The sequence below is a fragment of the Streptomyces sp. NBC_00249 genome (genome assembly GCF_026342355.1).
Taxonomy (GTDB): Bacteria; Actinomycetota; Actinomycetes; order Streptomycetales; family Streptomycetaceae; genus Streptomyces.
Window position 1 is genome coordinate 57,143 of record NZ_JAPEMV010000009.1, and the last position, 15,605, is coordinate 72,747.

The 15,605-nt window shown below is 70.2% G+C and carries 13 protein-coding genes; all 13 read right to left on the reverse strand.

Annotated elements, in window-relative coordinates; translation table 11 throughout:
- Positions 1–50: 50 nt before the first annotated feature.
- The 13 genes from nuoN to OOK31_RS32130 are packed head-to-tail and all read right to left on the reverse strand — an operon-like array spanning position 51 to position 15,597.
- Positions 51–1,706, reverse strand: coding sequence for an NADH-quinone oxidoreductase subunit NuoN (gene nuoN, locus OOK31_RS32070; RefSeq protein ID WP_267090906.1), 1,656 nt, complete (start codon positions 1,704–1,706; stop codon positions 51–53).
- Entirely contained in the window at positions 1,703–3,328 is a 1,626-nt protein-coding gene (locus OOK31_RS32075; RefSeq protein WP_267090907.1) for an NADH-quinone oxidoreductase subunit M, read from the reverse strand. Before OOK31_RS32075 ends, nuoN begins: the two co-directional genes overlap by 4 nt.
- 1 nt (position 3,329) lies before the next feature.
- Entirely contained in the window at positions 3,330–5,270 is a 1,941-nt protein-coding gene (gene nuoL, locus OOK31_RS32080; RefSeq protein WP_267090908.1) for an NADH-quinone oxidoreductase subunit L, read from the reverse strand.
- Positions 5,271–5,282: 12 nt separating this feature from the next.
- Positions 5,283–5,582, reverse strand: coding sequence for an NADH-quinone oxidoreductase subunit NuoK (nuoK, locus tag OOK31_RS32085; protein WP_030653455.1), 300 nt, complete (start codon positions 5,580–5,582; stop codon positions 5,283–5,285).
- Complete coding sequence (locus tag OOK31_RS32090; RefSeq protein WP_267090909.1) at positions 5,579–6,394, reverse strand: NADH-quinone oxidoreductase subunit J; 816 nt, start codon at positions 6,392–6,394, stop codon at positions 5,579–5,581. Before OOK31_RS32090 ends, nuoK begins: the two co-directional genes overlap by 4 nt.
- Positions 6,391–6,981: an NADH-quinone oxidoreductase subunit NuoI gene (gene nuoI / locus OOK31_RS32095; protein ID WP_267090910.1), complete on the reverse strand. Its 591-nt coding sequence runs from the start codon at positions 6,979–6,981 to the stop codon at positions 6,391–6,393. The genes OOK31_RS32090 and nuoI overlap by 4 nt, the downstream gene beginning before the upstream one ends.
- Positions 6,982–6,984: 3 nt before the next feature.
- Positions 6,985–8,358, reverse strand: coding sequence for an NADH-quinone oxidoreductase subunit NuoH (nuoH, locus tag OOK31_RS32100; protein ID WP_267090911.1), 1,374 nt, complete (start codon positions 8,356–8,358; stop codon positions 6,985–6,987).
- Entirely contained in the window at positions 8,355–10,865 is a 2,511-nt protein-coding gene (locus OOK31_RS32105) for an NADH-quinone oxidoreductase subunit G (protein ID WP_267090912.1), read from the reverse strand. The genes nuoH and OOK31_RS32105 overlap by 4 nt, the downstream gene beginning before the upstream one ends.
- The gene (gene nuoF / locus OOK31_RS32110; protein WP_267090913.1) at positions 10,862–12,211 is read right to left on the reverse strand and encodes an NADH-quinone oxidoreductase subunit NuoF; all 1,350 of its coding nucleotides are present in this window, start codon (positions 12,209–12,211) and stop codon (positions 10,862–10,864) included. The genes OOK31_RS32105 and nuoF overlap by 4 nt, the downstream gene beginning before the upstream one ends.
- Positions 12,211–12,990, reverse strand: a complete 780-nt coding sequence (gene nuoE, locus OOK31_RS32115; protein ID WP_267090914.1) for an NADH-quinone oxidoreductase subunit NuoE — start codon at positions 12,988–12,990, stop codon at positions 12,211–12,213. Before nuoE ends, nuoF begins: the two co-directional genes overlap by 1 nt.
- A complete protein-coding gene (locus OOK31_RS32120) occupies positions 12,987–14,321 on the reverse strand; it encodes an NADH-quinone oxidoreductase subunit D (protein WP_267090915.1) in 1,335 nt (444 codons plus the stop codon). Before OOK31_RS32120 ends, nuoE begins: the two co-directional genes overlap by 4 nt.
- Positions 14,321–15,046, reverse strand: a complete 726-nt coding sequence (locus tag OOK31_RS32125; RefSeq protein ID WP_267090916.1) for an NADH-quinone oxidoreductase subunit C — start codon at positions 15,044–15,046, stop codon at positions 14,321–14,323. Before OOK31_RS32125 ends, OOK31_RS32120 begins: the two co-directional genes overlap by 1 nt.
- Complete coding sequence (locus tag OOK31_RS32130; protein ID WP_267090917.1) at positions 15,043–15,597, reverse strand: NADH-quinone oxidoreductase subunit B family protein; 555 nt, start codon at positions 15,595–15,597, stop codon at positions 15,043–15,045. The genes OOK31_RS32125 and OOK31_RS32130 overlap by 4 nt, the downstream gene beginning before the upstream one ends.
- Positions 15,598–15,605 lie beyond the last annotated feature (8 nt).

The window sequence follows — 15,605 nt, forward strand, 5'->3', positions numbered from 1 at the left end:
CCGGCCCCCCGAGGGGAGCCGGGCCCTGAGACGTACCCACCCGGACGGGGTCAGCGGACGAAGGTGCTCGCCTGCCCCGCCAGGTCCAGGAAGTACTGCGGCGCCAGACCCAGCACCAGGGTGACGGCGACGCCCACCGCGATGGTGGTCATCGTCAGCGGCGAGGGGACGGCCACCGTCGGGCCGTCGGCCTTCGGCTCGCTGAAGAACATCAGCACGATCACCCGGATGTAGAAGAACGCGGCGATCGCGGACGAGATCACACCGACCACGACCAGCGCCCCGGCGCCTCCCTCCGCCGCCGCCTTGAACACGGCGAACTTCCCGGCGAAGCCGGAGGTGAGCGGAATGCCGGCGAAGGCCAGCAGGAACACCGCGAACACCGCCGCCGTCAGCGGCGAACGCCGCCCGAGCCCCGCCCACTTGGACAGGTGCGTGGCCTCGCCGCCCGCGTCCCGGACCAGGGTGACCACGGCGAACGCGCCGATCGTCACGAAGGAGTAGGCCAGCAGGTAGAAGAGGACCGACTGGACGCCCTCCGCGGAGGTGGCGATCACACCGGCCAGGATGAAACCGGCGTGCGCGATCGAGGAGTACGCCAGGAGCCGCTTCACGTCGGTCTGGGTCACGGCGATCACCGCGCCCGCCAGCATCGTGACGATCGCGACGCCCCACATCACCGGCCGCCAGTCCCAGCGCAGGCCCGGCAGGACCACGTACAGCAGGCGCAGCAGCGCCCCGAACGCGGCGACCTTCGTCGCGGCCGCCATGAAGCCGGTGACCGGGGTCGGGGCTCCCTGGTAGACGTCCGGGGTCCACATGTGGAAGGGGACGGCGCCGACCTTGAACAGCAGGCCCATCAGGATGAGCGCGCCGCCGATCAGCAGCAGTACGTCGTTGCCCATGGTGGCGGCGAGGGCCGGGTCGAGGTTCTGGACCCTGCCGTCCACGACGTCGGCGATCACCGCGTAGGAGACGGAGCCCGCGTAGCCGTAGAGCAGCGCGATGCCGAAGAGGAGGAACGCCGAGGAGAAGGCGCCGAGGAGGAAGTACTTGACCGCGGCCTCCTGCGACATCAGCCGCTGGCGGCGGGCGAGCGCGCAGAGCAGGTACAGCGGGAGGGAGAAGACCTCCAGCGCCACGAACAGCGTCAGCAGGTCGTTCGCCGCGGGGAAGATCAGCATGCCGGCGACCGCGAACAGGGCCAGCGGGAACACCTCGGTGGTGGTGAACCCGGCCTTGACGGCGGCCTTCTCGCTGTCGCTGCCCGGGACGGACGCCGCCTGCGCGGCGAAGGAGTCCACCCGGTTGCCGTGGGCCGCCGGGTCGAGGCGGCGCTCGGCGAAGGTGAACACGGCCACGATCGACGAGAGCAGGATGATGCCCTGGAGGAACAGCGCCGGGCCGTCCACGGCGAGGGCGCCCATGGCGGCGATGTGTGCCTTGGTGCTGCCGTACCCGCCGGCGGCGAGGCCGACGACCGCGGCGAAGGCCGAGGCCAGTGCGGCGACGGCCAGGAACACCTGGACGTAGTAGCGGGACTTGCGCGGGACGAAGGCCTCGACGAGGACTCCGAGGATCGCCGCGCCCACCACGATCAGCGTGGGCGCGAGCTGCGCGTACTCGATGTGCGGGGCCGGGATCCGGTCGACCGGACCTTCGGCCGCCAGTGTCAGCAGGCTCCGGGCAGCAGTCGCTGTGCTCACTTGGCCGCCTCCCCATTCTTGGCGTGGACCGCCTCGACAGCCACTTCGGGCTTCGGGTCGGTCTGCTTCACGTCCGACAGGGTGTGCTCCACCGCCGGGTTGACGATCTCGGTGAGCGGCTTCGGGTAGACGCCGAGGCCGATCAGCAGCGCGATCAGCGGGGCGACCACCAGTACCTCCCGCAGGCGCAGGTCCGGCATGGTGCGGACCTCCTCCTTGACGGGGCCGGTCATGGTGCGCTGGTAGAGGACCAGCGTGTAGAGGGCGGCCAGCACGATGCCGATGGTGGCGATGATCCCGACGACCGGGTAGCGGGCGAAGGTGCCGACCAGGACCAGGAACTCGCTGACGAACGGGGCCAGGCCCGGCAGGGACAGGGTGGCGAGGCCGCCGATGAGGAAGGTGCCGGCGAGGACCGGGGCCACCTTCTGCACGCCGCCGTAGTCGGCGATGAGCCGCGAACCGCGCCGGGAGATCAGGAAGCCGGCGACCAGCATCAGCGCCGCCGTGGAGATCCCGTGGTTGACCATGTACAGGGTGGCGCCGGACTGGCCCTGGGAGGTCATCGCGAAGATGCCCAGGATGATGAAGCCGAAGTGCGAGATGGACGCGTAGGCGACCAGCCGCTTGATGTCCCGCTGTCCGACGGCGACGAGCGCGCCGTAGACGATGCTGATCAGCGCCAGGACGAGGATCGCGGGCGTGGCCCACTTGCTGGCCTCGGGGAACAGCCCGAGGCAGAAGCGGAGCATCGCGAAGGTGCCGACCTTGTCGACGACCGCGGTGATCAGTACGGCGACGGGGGCGGTGGCCTCGCCCATGGCGTTGGGCAGCCAGGTGTGCAGCGGCCACAGCGGGGCCTTCACCGCGAAGGCGAAGAAGAAGCCGAGGAACAGCAGCCGTTCGGTGTTGGTGGCCATGTCGAGCGTGCCGGCGGCGCGGGCGGCGGTGATCTCCTGGAGGGAGAAGTTCCCGGCGACCACGTACAGCCCGATGACGGCGGCCAGCATGATCAGGCCGCCGACCAGGTTGTAGAGGAGGAACTTGACCGCCGCGTACGAGCGCTGCGCGGCGGCGTTCTCGTCGGTGCCGGAGTGCGCCCGGTCCCCGAAGCCGCCGATGAGGAAGTACATCGGGATGAGCATGGCTTCGAAGAAGATGTAGAAGAGGAAGACGTCGGTGGCCTCGAAGGAGATGATCACCATCGCCTCGACCATGAGGATCAGGGCGAAGAAGCCCTGCGTCGGCCGCCAGCGCGAGGGCTGCCACGTGGCGGAGCCACTAATGGATTCAGCCAGGGGGTCGGCGTCGTTCCAGCCGGCCCCGATCACGAAGGGGATCAGCAGCGCGGTGAGCGCGATGAGCGCCACCCCGATGCCGTCCACGCCCAGTTCGTAGCGGACGCCGAAGTCGGCGATCCAGGCGCGGGACTCGGTGAGCTGGTAGCGGTCGCCACCGGGCTCGAAGCGGACCGCGACGAGCACGGCCAGGGCCAGTGTCGCCAGCGAGAACAGCAGCGCGAGCCACTTGGCGGCGGTCCGGCGGGCGGCCGGGACGGCCGCCGTCAGGATCGCGCCGACCGCGGGCACGGCCGCCGTCACCGTCAGAAGCGGGAAACTCATCTCACACCGCCCTCATCAGCAGGGTCGCGGCGATGAGGATCGCCGTGCCCCCGAACATCGAGACCGCGTAGCTGCGGGCGTAGCCGTTCTGCAGCTTGCGCAGCCGGCCGGAGAGCCCGCCGACCGAGGCCGCCGTACCGTTGACCACTCCGTCGACCAGGCTGTGGTCGACGTAGACGAGCGAGCGGGTCAGGTGCTCGCCGCCGCGTACGAGGACGACGTGGTTGACGTCGTCCTGGAAGAGGTCCCGCCGGGCCGCCCGGGTGAGGAACGAGCCGCGCGGGGCGACGACGGGGACGGGCTTCTTGCCGTACATCGCCCAGGCGATGCCGACGCCGACGAGCAGGACCACCATGGTGGAGGCGGTCACCGCCATGGCGCTGACCGGCGGGTTGCCGTGCTCGTAGCCGGTGACGGGCTCCAGCCAGGTGAGGAAGCGCTCGCCGATCTCGAAGAAGCCGCCGGCGAAGACCGACCCGAACGCCAGGATGATCATCGGGATGGTCATGGACTTCGGGGACTCGTGCGGGTGCGGCAGTTCCCCGGGGCGGGCCTCGGCGCCGGGCTCCACGCCCGGGGTCGTGGCCGGGTCCGGGGCGGGCTGCCAGCGCTTCTCCCCGAAGAAGGTGAGGAGCATGACGCGGGTCATGTAGAAGGCGGTGATGCCGGCGCCCAGCAGGGTGACCCCGCCGAGGATCCAGCCCTGGGTGCCGCCCTTCGCGAAGGCCGCCTCGATGATCATGTCCTTGGAGAAGAACCCGGACAGACCCGGGAAGCCGATGATCGCCAGGTAGCCGAGGCCGAAGGTGACGAAGGTGACCGGCATGTACTTCCGCAGGGCGCCGTACTTGCGCATGTCCACCTCGTCGTTCATCCCGTGCATCACGGAACCGGCGCCGAGGAAGAGGCCCGCCTTGAAGAAGCCGTGCGTGACCAGGTGCATGATCGCGAAGACGTAGCCGATGGGGCCGAGGCCCGCGGCCAGGATCATGTAGCCGATCTGCGACATCGTGGAGCCGGCGAGGGCCTTCTTGATGTCGTCCTTCGCGCAACCGACGATCGCACCGAAGAGGAGCGTGACCGCGCCCACGACGGTGGTCACCAGCTGGGCGTCGGGCGCCCCGTTGAAGATCACGCCCGAGCGGACGATCAGGTAGACGCCGGCGGTGACCATGGTGGCGGCGTGGATGAGGGCCGAGACCGGGGTCGGGCCCTCCATCGCGTCACCGAGCCAGGACTGCAGCGGGACCTGCGCCGACTTGCCGCAGGCGGCCAGCAGCAGCATCAGGCCGATCGCCGTCAGCTTGCCCTCCGTCGCCTCGCCGACCGCGCCGAACACCGGCTCGAAGGCGAAGGTCCCGAAAGTGGTGAACATCAGCATGATCGCGATCGACAGGCCCATGTCGCCGACCCGGTTGACCAGGAAGGCCTTCTTCGCGGCGGTGGCCGCGCTGGGCTTGTGCTGCCAGAAGCCGATCAGGAGGTACGAGGCGAGGCCCACGCCCTCCCAGCCGAAGTACAGCAGCAGGTAGTTGTCGGCGAGGACGAGCAGCAGCATCGCCGCGACGAACAGGTTGAGGTAGCCGAAGAAGCGGCGGCGCCGCTCGTCGTGCTCCATGTAGCCGATGGAGTAGATGTGGATGAGCGTGCCCACGCCGGAGATCAGCAGGACGAAGGTCATCGACAGCTGGTCGAGCTGGAAGGCCATGTCGGCCTGGAAGCCCTCCACCGGGATCCAGCTGAACAGCCGCTGGTGCAGGGTCCGGTCCTCGGCCCCGCGCCCGAGCATGTCGGCGAAGAGGACGACGCCGATCCCGAAGGAGGCGGCCGCGAACAGGGTGCCGAGCCAGTGCCCGGCCTTGTCGAGGCGCCGGCCGCCGCAGAGCAGCACCGCCGCCCCGAGCAGGGGCGCCGCGATCAGCAGCGCAATCAGATTCTCCACTGTGAACGCCCCTTACAGCTTCATCAGGCTGGCGTCGTCGACCGAGGCCGAGTGGCGGGTACGGAACAGCGACACGATGATCGCGAGGCCCACCACGACCTCCGCGGCGGCGACGACCATCGTGAAGAACGCGATGATCTGGCCGTCGAGGTTGCCGTGCATCCGGGAGAAGGCCACGAAGGCGAGGTTGCAGGCGTTGAGCATCAGCTCGACGCACATGAACAGCACGATCGCGTTCTTGCGGATGAGCACCCCGGTCGCGCCGATGGTGAACAGCAGCGCGGCCAGGTACAGGTAGTTGACCGGATTCACTTCGAGGCCTCCTCACGGCCGAGGCGCTCCGTGGAACGCTGCTCCAGTGCCTTGAGGTCGTCCATCGCCTGGCTGGACACGTCGCGGATCTGGCCGCGGGCGCGCAGCGTCTTGCTGACGGTGAGCTCGGACGGGGTGCCGTCCGGCAGCAGGCCGGCGATGTCGACGGCGTTGTGCCGGGCGTAGACGCCGGGGGCCGGCAGCGGCGGGAGCTGGACGCCCTCGCGGACCCGCTGTTCGGCGAGTTCGCGCTGGGTGGCGGCCCGCTCGGTGCGCTCGCGGTGCGTGAGCACCATCGCGCCGACGGCCGCCGTGATCAGCAGGGCGCCGGTGATCTCGAAGGCGAAGATGTAGCGGGTGAAGATCAGCTCGGCCAGGCCCTCGACGTGCCCGGCGGAGTTGACCCTGCCGAGGCCGTTGAAGTGGCTGAGCCCGGCGTTGCCGATGCCGGCGGCGAGCAGGACGCCGAAGCCGAGCCCGCACAGGGCGGCCATCCAGCGCTGCCCCTTGAGGGTCTCCTTCAGGGAGTCGGCGGCGGTGACGCCGACGAGCATGACCACGAAGAGGAACAGCATCATGATGGCGCCGGTGTAGACGATGACCTGGACGACGCCCAGGAAGTAGGCGCCGTTGGCGAGGTAGAAGACCGCCAGGATGATCATCGTCCCGGCGAGGCAGAGGGCGCTGTGGACGGCCTTCTTCATCAGGATCGTGCACAGCGCGCCGATGACGGCGGTGATGCCGAGCACCCAGAACTGCACGGCCTCCCCGGTGGAGGTCACGGTGGCGGCGGACGCCGCGAGGGCGCTCACGCCTGCACCTCCTCGGCCGAGTCGGCCGGGCTCTCGCCCTTGGAGACGGCCACCTGCCGGACGGTGCCCGGGGCGGCCCCGGTCACCAGTCCGCGGTAGTAGTCCTGCTCGTCCGTGCCGGGGAAGACCGAGTGCGGGGCCTCGACCATGCCCTCGGTCAGGCCGGCGAGGAGCTGCTCCTTGGTGTAGATGAGCGACTCGCGGCTCTCGTCGGCCAGTTCGAACTCGTTGGTCATGGTCAGCGCACGGGTGGGGCAGGCCTCGACGCACAGCCCGCACAGGATGCAGCGGGCGTAGTTGATCTGGTAGACCTGCCCGTACCGCTCGCCCGGGGAGTAGCGCTCCTCCTCGGTGTTGTCCGCGCCCTCCACGTAGATGGCGTCGGCGGGACAGGCCCAGGCGCAGAGCTCGCACCCGATGCACTTCTCGAGACCGTCGGGGTGGCGGTTGAGCTGGTGTCGTCCGTGGAACCGCGCGGCGGTGGTCTTCGGCTGCTCCGGGTACTGCTCGGTGAGGCGCTTCTTGAACATGGCCTTGAAGGTCACGCCGAAGCCCGCCACCGGGTTCTGCCACTTCTCGTCAGACATCTCTCAAGCCTCCTCTCGGTCACTGTCAGTATTGGCCTGGCCACTGACAATCAGCTCGCGCTCCGCGCGGGGCCGCCTGCGCGGTACGGGAGCCAGGTGCTGGCCGGGCTTGGGCGGTACGGGGAAACCGCCCGCCATCGGGTCGAAGGGCTCGGCCGCGGCGGCCTTCCCGGCTTCGGTGGCGGCCGTCTTCTCGCGCTTGTCGCGGAAGACGTCCGCGACGAAGGAGAGCAGCAGGATCGCGACGACCCCGCTGCCGACGTAGAGGACGATCTCGCTGAAGTCGTAGCGCTCGTTGCGCAGTGCCCGGACGCTGGCGACCAGCATCAGCCAGACCACGGAGACCGGGATGAGCACCTTCCAGCCGAGCTTCATCAGCTGGTCGTAGCGCACGCGCGGCAGCGTGCCGCGCAGCCAGATGAAGAAGAACAGCAGCAGCTGGACCTTGAGGACGAACCAGAGCATCGGCCACCAGCCGTGGTTCGCGCCCTCCCAGTAGGTGGAGATCGGCGCCGGGGCCCGCCAGCCGCCCAGGAAGAGGGTGACCGAGACCGCCGAGACGGTGACCATGTTGACGTACTCGGCCAGCATGAACAGCGCGAACTTGATGGAGGAGTACTCGGTGTTGAAGCCGCCGACGAGGTCGCCCTCGGACTCCGGCATGTCGAAGGGGGCGCGGTTCGTCTCGCCGACCATCGTGATCACGTAGATGATGAAGGACACCGGCAGCAGCACGATGTACCAGCGGTCCGCCTGCGCCTCCACGATCGCCGAGGTCGACATCGACCCGGAGTAGAGGAAGACGGAGGCGAAGGCCGCGCCCATCGCGATCTCGTACGAGATCATCTGCGCGCAGGAGCGCAGGCCGCCGAGCAGCGGGTACGTCGAGCCGGAGGACCAGCCGGCGAGGACGATGCCGTAGATCCCGACCGAGGCCACCGCGAGGACGTACAGCATCGCGATGGGCAGGTCGGTGAGCTGCATCGTGGTGCGCTGGCCGAAGATCGACACCTCGTTGCCGGAGGGGCCGAAGGGGATCACCGCGATGGCCATGAAGGCCGGGATCGCCGCGATGATCGGGGCCAGGACGTACACGACCTTGTCGGCCCGCTTGACGATGAGGTCTTCCTTCAGCATCAGCTTGACGCCGTCGGCGAGCGACTGGAGCATGCCCCAGGGTCCGTGCCGGTTGGGGCCGATGCGCAGCTGCATCCAGGCGACGACCTTGCGCTCCCACACGATGGAGAACAGCACGGTCACCATCAGGAAGGCGAAGCAGAACACCGCCTTGATCAGGACGAGCCACCAGACGTCCCGGCCGAACAGGCTGAGGTCCTCGGCCGCGAGCTGTACGAAGTCGCCGTGTGCCGCGTTCACGCGCCCACCTCCGCAGTGGTGCCGTCGGCGTCGGCGGGGATGGCCGGGCCGATCCGGACGAGGGTGCCGGGCCGGGCGCCGGTGTCGGCGAGGACGCCGGAGCCGGTGGAGTTCAGCGGGAGCCACACCACCCGGTCGGGCATGTCGGTGACCTTCAGCGGGAGTTCCGTGGATCCCGCCGGGCCGGTGACGGCGAGGAGGTCGCCGTCCTTGACGCCGGTCTCGGCGGCGGTCGCGGCCGAGAGCCGGGCGTTCGCCTCGTGCCGGGTCCCGGCGAGGGCCTCGTCGCCGTCCTGGAGCCGGCCCTGGTCGAGCAGCAGCCGGTGGCCCGCGAGGACCGCCTCGCCCGCGCCGGGGCGGGGCAGCGGCTCGGGGCCGGTGGACTGCTCGGCCGCGAGCTCGCCCTCCCAGGGGCCGAGGCGCTCCAGCTCCCGGCGTACGGCGTGCACGTCGGGCAGGGCGATCGGCCGGTCGGCGGCGTCGGCCAGCATGTGCAGCACGCGGGCGTCGGCCGGGGCGAGGCGGCGGGTCATCTGGTCGGGCTTCAGGGCGGCCTCGAACGGCCGGATCCGGCCTTCCCAGTTGATGAAGGAACCGGCCTTCTCGGCGACGGCAGCCACCGGGAGGACCACGTCCGCCTGGTCGGTGACCTCGCCGGGCCGCAGCTCCAGGGAGACCACGAAGGCCTCCTTCAGTGCGGTCCGGGCGCGCTCCGGGTCCGGCAGGTCGGTGAGTTCGACGCCCGCGACCAGCAGGGCGGACAGCTCGCCGGTGGCGGCGGCCTCCACGATCTGGCCGGTGTCGCGGCCGTAGCGGTGCGGGAGTTCGTCCAGCCCCCAGGCGGTGGCGACCTCGCCTCGGGCCCGGGGGTCGGTGGCGGGGCGGCCGCCGGGCAGCAGCGACGGCAGGGCGCCCGCCTCGACGGCGGCCCGCTCCCCGGCCCGGCGCGGGATCCACACCAGGCGGGCCCCGGTGGCGGTGGCGGCGCGTACGGCGGCGGTCAGCGCGCCGGGCACGCCGGCGAGGCGCTCCCCGACGACGATGACGGCGCCGGGCGCGCGCAGTGCCTCGGCGGCCTCGGCTCCGCCGGCCTCCAGGCCCGTACGGGAGGCCAGTGCGGCCAGCCATTCGGGTTCGGTGCCGGGGGCGGCGGCGAGCAGGGTGCCGCCCGCCTTGCGCAGGCCGGGGGTGGTGAAGGGGGCCAGGGCGAAGGTCCGCTGCTTGTGCTTGCGGTGGGCCTTGCGCAGCCGCAGGAAGACCCCGGGGGCCTCCTCCTCCGCCTCGATGCCGACGAGGAGCACGGCCGGGGCCGCCTCCAGGGAGGTGTAGGTGACGCCGGTGCCGTCGAGGTCCTTGCCGGTGCCGGCGACGGAGGCGGCCAGGAACTCGGTCTCCTCCGCGCTGTGCACGCGGGCCCGGAAGTCGATGTCGTTGGTGTCGAGGACGACGCGGGCGAACTTGGCGTACGCGTAGGCGTCCTCGACGGTGAGCCGGCCGCCGGTCAGGACCCCGGCCCGGCCGCGCGCGGCACCGAGCCCGCGGGCGGCGGCCTCCAGGGCCTCCGGCCAGCTCGCGGGGGCGAGGACGCCGTCGGCGCCGCGCACCAGCGGGGTGGTGAGCCGGTCCGGGCGCTGCGCGTAGCGGAACCCGAAGCGGCCCTTGTCGCAGATCCACTCCTCGTTGACCTCGGGGTCCTCGGCGGCCAGGCGGCGCAGGACCTTGCCGCGCCGGTGGTCGGTCCGGGTCGCGCAGCCGCCCGCGCAGTGCTCGCACACGCTCGGGGAGGAGACGAGGTCGAAGGGGCGGGAGCGGAACCGGTAGGCGGCCGAGGTGAGGGCGCCGACGGGGCAGATCTGGATGGTGTTGCCGGAGAAGTACGACTGGAAGGGGTCGCCCTCGCCGGTGCCGACCTGCTGGAGCGCGCCGCGTTCGAGCAGTTCGATCATGGGGTCGCCGGCGATCTCGTTGGAGAAGCGGGTGCAGCGCGCGCACAGCACGCACCGCTCGCGGTCCAGGAGCACCTGCGTGGAGATCGGGACAGGCTTCTCGTACGTCCGCTTGCGGCCCTCGAACCGGGACTCGGCGTTGCCGTGCGACATGGCCTGGTTCTGCAGGGGGCATTCGCCGCCCTTGTCGCAGACGGGGCAGTCCAGCGGGTGGTTGATGAGCAGCAGCTCCATCACCCCGCGCTGGGCCTTGTCGGCGACCTCCGAGGTCAGCTGCGTCTTGACGACCATGCCGTCGGTGCAGGTGATGGTGCAGGAGGCCATCGGCTTGCGCTGGCCCTCGACCTCGACGATGCACTGGCGGCAGGCGCCGGCCGGGGGGAGGAGCGGGTGGTCGCAGAACCGGGGGATCTCGATGCCGAGCTGTTCTGCGGCGCGGATGACGAGGGTCCCCTTGGGGACGGACAGTTCGAGTCCGTCGATGGTCAGGGACACCAGGTCCTGCGGGGGTGGCACCGCGGCCTCTCCGCCACCGGCGGGAGCGTTCGTGGTGACGGTCATGCGTTCACCTCCGTGTCAGCCCAGAGGGTCGACTTCTTGGGGTCGAAGGGGCAGCCCTTGCCCGTGATGTGCTGCTCGTACTCCTCGCGGAAGTACTTCAGCGAGGAGAAGATCGGGCTGGCGGCGCCGTCGCCGAGCGCGCAGAAGGACTTGCCGTTGATGTTGTCGGCGATGTCGTTCAGCTTGTCGAGGTCGGACATGACGCCCTTGCCGGCCTCGATGTCGCGGAGCAGCTGGACGAGCCAGTACGTGCCTTCGCGGCAGGGGGTGCACTTGCCGCAGGACTCGTGGGCGTAGAACTCGGTCCACCGGGTGACGGCGCGCACCACGCAGGTGGTCTCGTCGAAGCACTGGAGGGCCTTGGTGCCGAGCATGGAGCCGGCGGCGCCGACGCCCTCGTAGTCGAGGGGGACGTCGAGGTGCTCGTCGGTGAACATGGGGGTGGAGGAGCCGCCCGGGGTCCAGAACTTCAGCCGGTGGCCGGGGCGCATCCCGCCGCTCATGTCGAGGAGCTGGCGCAGGGTGATGCCGAGGGGGGCCTCGTACTGGCCGGGGCCGACGACGTGGCCCGAGAGCGAGTACAGCGTGAAGCCGGGGGACTTCTCGGTGCCCATGGCCTTGAACCAGTCCTTGCCCTTGTTCAGGATCGCGGGAACCGAGGCGATGGACTCGACGTTGTTGACGACAGTGGGGCACGCGTAGAGCCCCTCGACCGCGGGGAAGGGGGGACGCAGCCGGGGCTGACCGCGCCGGCCTTCGAGGGAGTCGAGCAGTGCCGTCTCCTCGCCGCAGATGTACGCGCCCGCGCCCGCGTGCACCGTGATGTCGAGGTTGCGTCCGCTGCCCCCGATGTCCTGGCCGAGGTATCCGGCCGCGTACGCCTCGCGCACCGCCTCGTGCAGCCGCCGCAGCACCGGCACGGTCTCGCCGCGCAGGTAGATGAAGGCGTGCTCCGAGCGGATCGCGTAGCAGGCGATGATCATTCCCTCGATGAGGGAGTGCGGGTTGGCGAAGAGGAGGGGGATGTCCTTGCAGGTTCCCGGCTCCGACTCGTCGGCGTTCACGACGAGGTAGTGCGGCTTTCCGTCGCCCTGCGGGATGAACTGCCACTTCATTCCGGTGGGGAAGCCGGCGCCGCCGCGTCCGCGCAGACCGGAGTCCTTGACGTAGGCGATGACCTCGTCCGGTGTCATCGTGAGGGCCTTGCGCAGGCCTTCGTAGCCCTCGTGGCGCCGGTAGGTGGCGAGCGTCCACGACTCGGGCTCGTCCCAGAACGCCGACAGGACGGGCGCGAGGAGCTTCTCCGGACTCGTGCCGTTCTTACTCAGTTCGGTGGACACGGTCATCACTCCCCTCCCTCGGTGATGGCGCTGCCGCGGCCGTCCCCGCGGGACTCGCCGCGCGGGTGGACGATCGGGGTGTGCGGGGACTCGCCGCGGGCGATGCGCAGGCCGATCAGGGAGGCGGGGCCGGCGCCGCCGGTGGCCTCGACCGCGCCCTCGCGCTCGTCGGGGAAGCCCGCCAGGATCCGGGCGGTCTCCTTGTACGTGCACAGCGGCGCGCCCCGGGTCGGTTCGACGGGCCGGCCGGCGAGCAGGTCGTCGACCATGGCCTTGGCGGACTCGGGGGTCTGGTTGTCGAAGAACTCCCAGTTGACCATCACCACGGGGGCGTAGTCGCAGGCCGCGTTGCACTCGATGTGTTCGAGGGTGACCTTGCCGTCGGGGGTGGTCTCGTTGTTGCCGACCCCGAGGTGTTCCTTGAGCTCGTCGAAGATGGCGTCGCCGCCCATCACCGCGCACAGGGTGTTCGTGCAGACGCCGACCTGGTAGTCACCGGAGGGCTTGCGCCGGTACATGGTGTAAAAGGTGGCGACGGCGGTGACCTCGGCGGTGGTCAGGCCCAGCACCTCGGCGCAGAAGCGGATGCCGGTGCGCGAGACGTAGCCCTCCTCCGACTGGGTCAGGTGCAGCAGCGGCAGCAGTGCGGAGCGGCTGTCGGGGTAGCGGGCGATCACCTGCTGCGCGTCCGCTTCGAGCCGGGCGCGTACGTCGGCGGGGAAGTCGGGGGCGGGCAGCTGCGGCATCCCCAGGCTGACCCCTGCGTTCGCTGGGCTGGTGGTCATCGGTCGACGCCTCCCATCACGGGGTCGATGGAGGCGACGGCGACGATGACATCGGCGACCTGGCCGCCCTCGCACATCGCGGCCATGGCCTGCAGGTTGGTGAAGGACGGGTCGCGGAAGTGGACCCGGTAGGGGCGGGTGCCCCCGTCGGAGACGACGTGGACGCCGAGTTCGCCCTTGGGGGACTCGACGGCCGCGTACGCCTGGCCGGCCGGCACCCGGAAGCCCTCGGTCACCAGCTTGAAGTGGTGGATGAGGGCCTCCATGGAGGTGCCCATGATGTTCTTGATGTGGTCGAGGGAGTTGCCGAGTCCGTCGGGGCCCATGGCGAGCTGGGCGGGCCAGGCGATCTTCTTGTCGGCGACCATGACCGGGCCGGGCTCCAGGCGGTCCAGGCACTGTTCGACGATCCGCAGCGACTGGCGCATCTCCTCCAGGCGGACGAGGAAGCGTCCGTAGGAGTCGCAGCTCTCGGTGGTGGGGATGTCGAACTCGTAGGTCTCGTAGCCGCAGTACGGGTCGGTCTTGCGCAGGTCGTGCGGCAGTCCGGCGGAGCGCAGGATGGGGCCGGTGGCGCCGAGCGCCATGCAGCCGGTCAGGTCGAGGTAGCCGACGTCCTGCATGCGGGCCTTGAAGATGGGGTTGCCGGTGGCGAGCTTGTCGTACTCCGGCAGGTTCTTCTTCATGGTCTTGATGAAGTCGCGCAGCTGGTCGACGGCGCCCGGGGGAAGGTCCTGGGCGAGGCCGCCGGGGCGGACGAAGGCGTGGTTCATGCGCAGGCCGGTGATCCGCTCGAAGATGTCGAGGATCAGTTCGCGGTCGCGGAAGCCGTAGATCATGATCGTGGTCGCGCCCAGCTCCATGCCGCCGGTGGCGATGCACACCAGGTGGGAGGAGAGCCGGTTGAGCTCCATCAGCAGGACGCGGATGACGGTGGCGCGGTCGGGGATCTGGTCGGTGATGCCGAGGAGCTTCTCGACGCCGAGGCAGTAGGCCGTCTCGTTGAAGAAGGGCGTCAGGTAGTCCATGCGCGTGACGAAGGTGGTGCCCTGCGTCCAGTTCCGGTATTCGAGGTTCTTCTCGATGCCGGTGTGCAGGTAGCCGATGCCGCAGCGGGCTTCGGTGACCGTCTCGCCGTCGATCTCCAGGATCAGGCGGAGCACCCCGTGGGTGGAGGGGTGCTGGGGGCCCATGTTGACGACGATCCGCTCGTCGTCCGCGCGGGCCGCCGACTGGACGATCTCGTCCCAGTCCCCGCCGGTGACGGTGTAGACGGTGCCCTCGGTGGTCTCGCGCGCGGAGGCGTGGTGCGAGTCGTTGGGGGTGTTCATCAGCTGTACGACCTCCGCTGGTCGGGAGCCGGGATCTGGGCGCCCTTGTACTCGACGGCGATGCCGCCGAGCGGGTAGTCCTTGCGCTGGGGGAAGCCCTGCCAGTCGTCCGGCATCATGATCCGGGTGAGGGCCGGGTGGCCGTCGAAGACGAGGCCGAAGAAGTCGTAGGCCTCGCGCTCGTGCCAGTCGTTCGTCGGGTAGACCGCGACGAGCGTCGGCAGGTGCGGGTCGGCGTCCGGCACGGACACCTCCAGCCGCACGATCCGGCCGTGGGTGAGCGAGCGCAGGTGGTAGACGGCGTGCAGCTCGCGGCCCTTGTCGCCGGGGAAGTGCACTCCGCTGACCCCGGTGCACAGCTCGAAGCGCAGTGCCGGGTCGTCGCGCAGGGTGGAGGCGACGCGGACGAGGTGTTCGCGGTCGATGTGCAGGGTCAGCTCGCCCCGGTCGACGACGACCTTCTCGATCGCGTTCTCCGGGAGCAGGTCCTGCTCCTCCAGGGCGCCTTCGAGCTCGTCGACGACCTCGTCGAAGTACGAGCCGTACGGGCGGACGCTCGCGCCGGGCAGGGCCACGGTGCGGACGAGGCCGCTGTAGCCGCTGGTGTCGCCGCCGTTGTCCGCGCCGAACATGCCCTTGCGGACGCCGATCACCTCGGGGCCGGCCACGGGCCTGGGCGCCGGAACGTTGTTGCCGTTCTCCACGGCTGCCGGGTCGTCGCTCACCGCAGGAGCCCCTTCATCTCGATGGTGGGGAGGGCCTTGAGGGCCGCTTCCTCCGCCTCGCGGGCCGCCTCTTCCCGGTTCACGCCGAGCTTCGAGCCCTGGATCTTGTGGTGGAGCTTGAGGATCGCGTCCAGCAGCATCTCGGGGCGGGGCGGGCAGCCGGGGAGGTAGATGTCCACCGGGACGATGTGGTCGACGCCCTGGACGATCGCGTAATTGTTGAACATTCCGCCCGAAGAGGCGCAAACCCCCATGGAGATGACCCACTTGGGGGCGGGCATCTGGTCGTACACCTGGCGGAGCACCGGCGCCATCTTCTGGCTGACCCGGCCGGCCACGATCATCAGGTCGGCCTGGCGCGGGGAGCCGCGGAAGACCTCCATGCCGAAGCGGGCCAGGTCGTAGCGGCCGGCGCCGGTGGTCATCATCTCGATGGCGCAGCACGCCAGGCCGAAGGTGGCCGGGAAGACGGATGACTTGCGCACCCAGCCCGCGGCCTGTTCGACGGTGGTCAGCAGAAAGCCGCTCGGCAGCTTCTCTTCCAGTCCCATGGAAAATT

Excerpts from the sequence above, each read along its gene's own strand:
- OOK31_RS32130 (WP_267090917.1), bottom strand. The coding sequence starts at position 15,597 with ATGGGACTGGAAGAGAAGCTGCCGAGCGGCTTTCTGCTGACCACCGTC.
- nuoI (WP_267090910.1), bottom strand. The coding sequence starts at position 6,981 with ATGTCTGACGAGAAGTGGCAGAACCCGGTGGCGGGCTTCGGCGTGACC.
- nuoF (WP_267090913.1), bottom strand. The coding sequence starts at position 12,211 with ATGACCGTGTCCACCGAACTGAGTAAGAACGGCACGAGTCCGGAGAAG.
- OOK31_RS32120 (WP_267090915.1), bottom strand. The coding sequence starts at position 14,321 with ATGAACACCCCCAACGACTCGCACCACGCCTCCGCGCGCGAGACCACC.
- nuoE (WP_267090914.1), bottom strand. The coding sequence starts at position 12,990 with ATGACCACCAGCCCAGCGAACGCAGGGGTCAGCCTGGGGATGCCGCAG.
- OOK31_RS32075 (WP_267090907.1), bottom strand. The coding sequence starts at position 3,328 with ATGAGTTTCCCGCTTCTGACGGTGACGGCGGCCGTGCCCGCGGTCGGC.
- OOK31_RS32105 (WP_267090912.1), bottom strand. The coding sequence starts at position 10,865 with ATGACCGTCACCACGAACGCTCCCGCCGGTGGCGGAGAGGCCGCGGTG.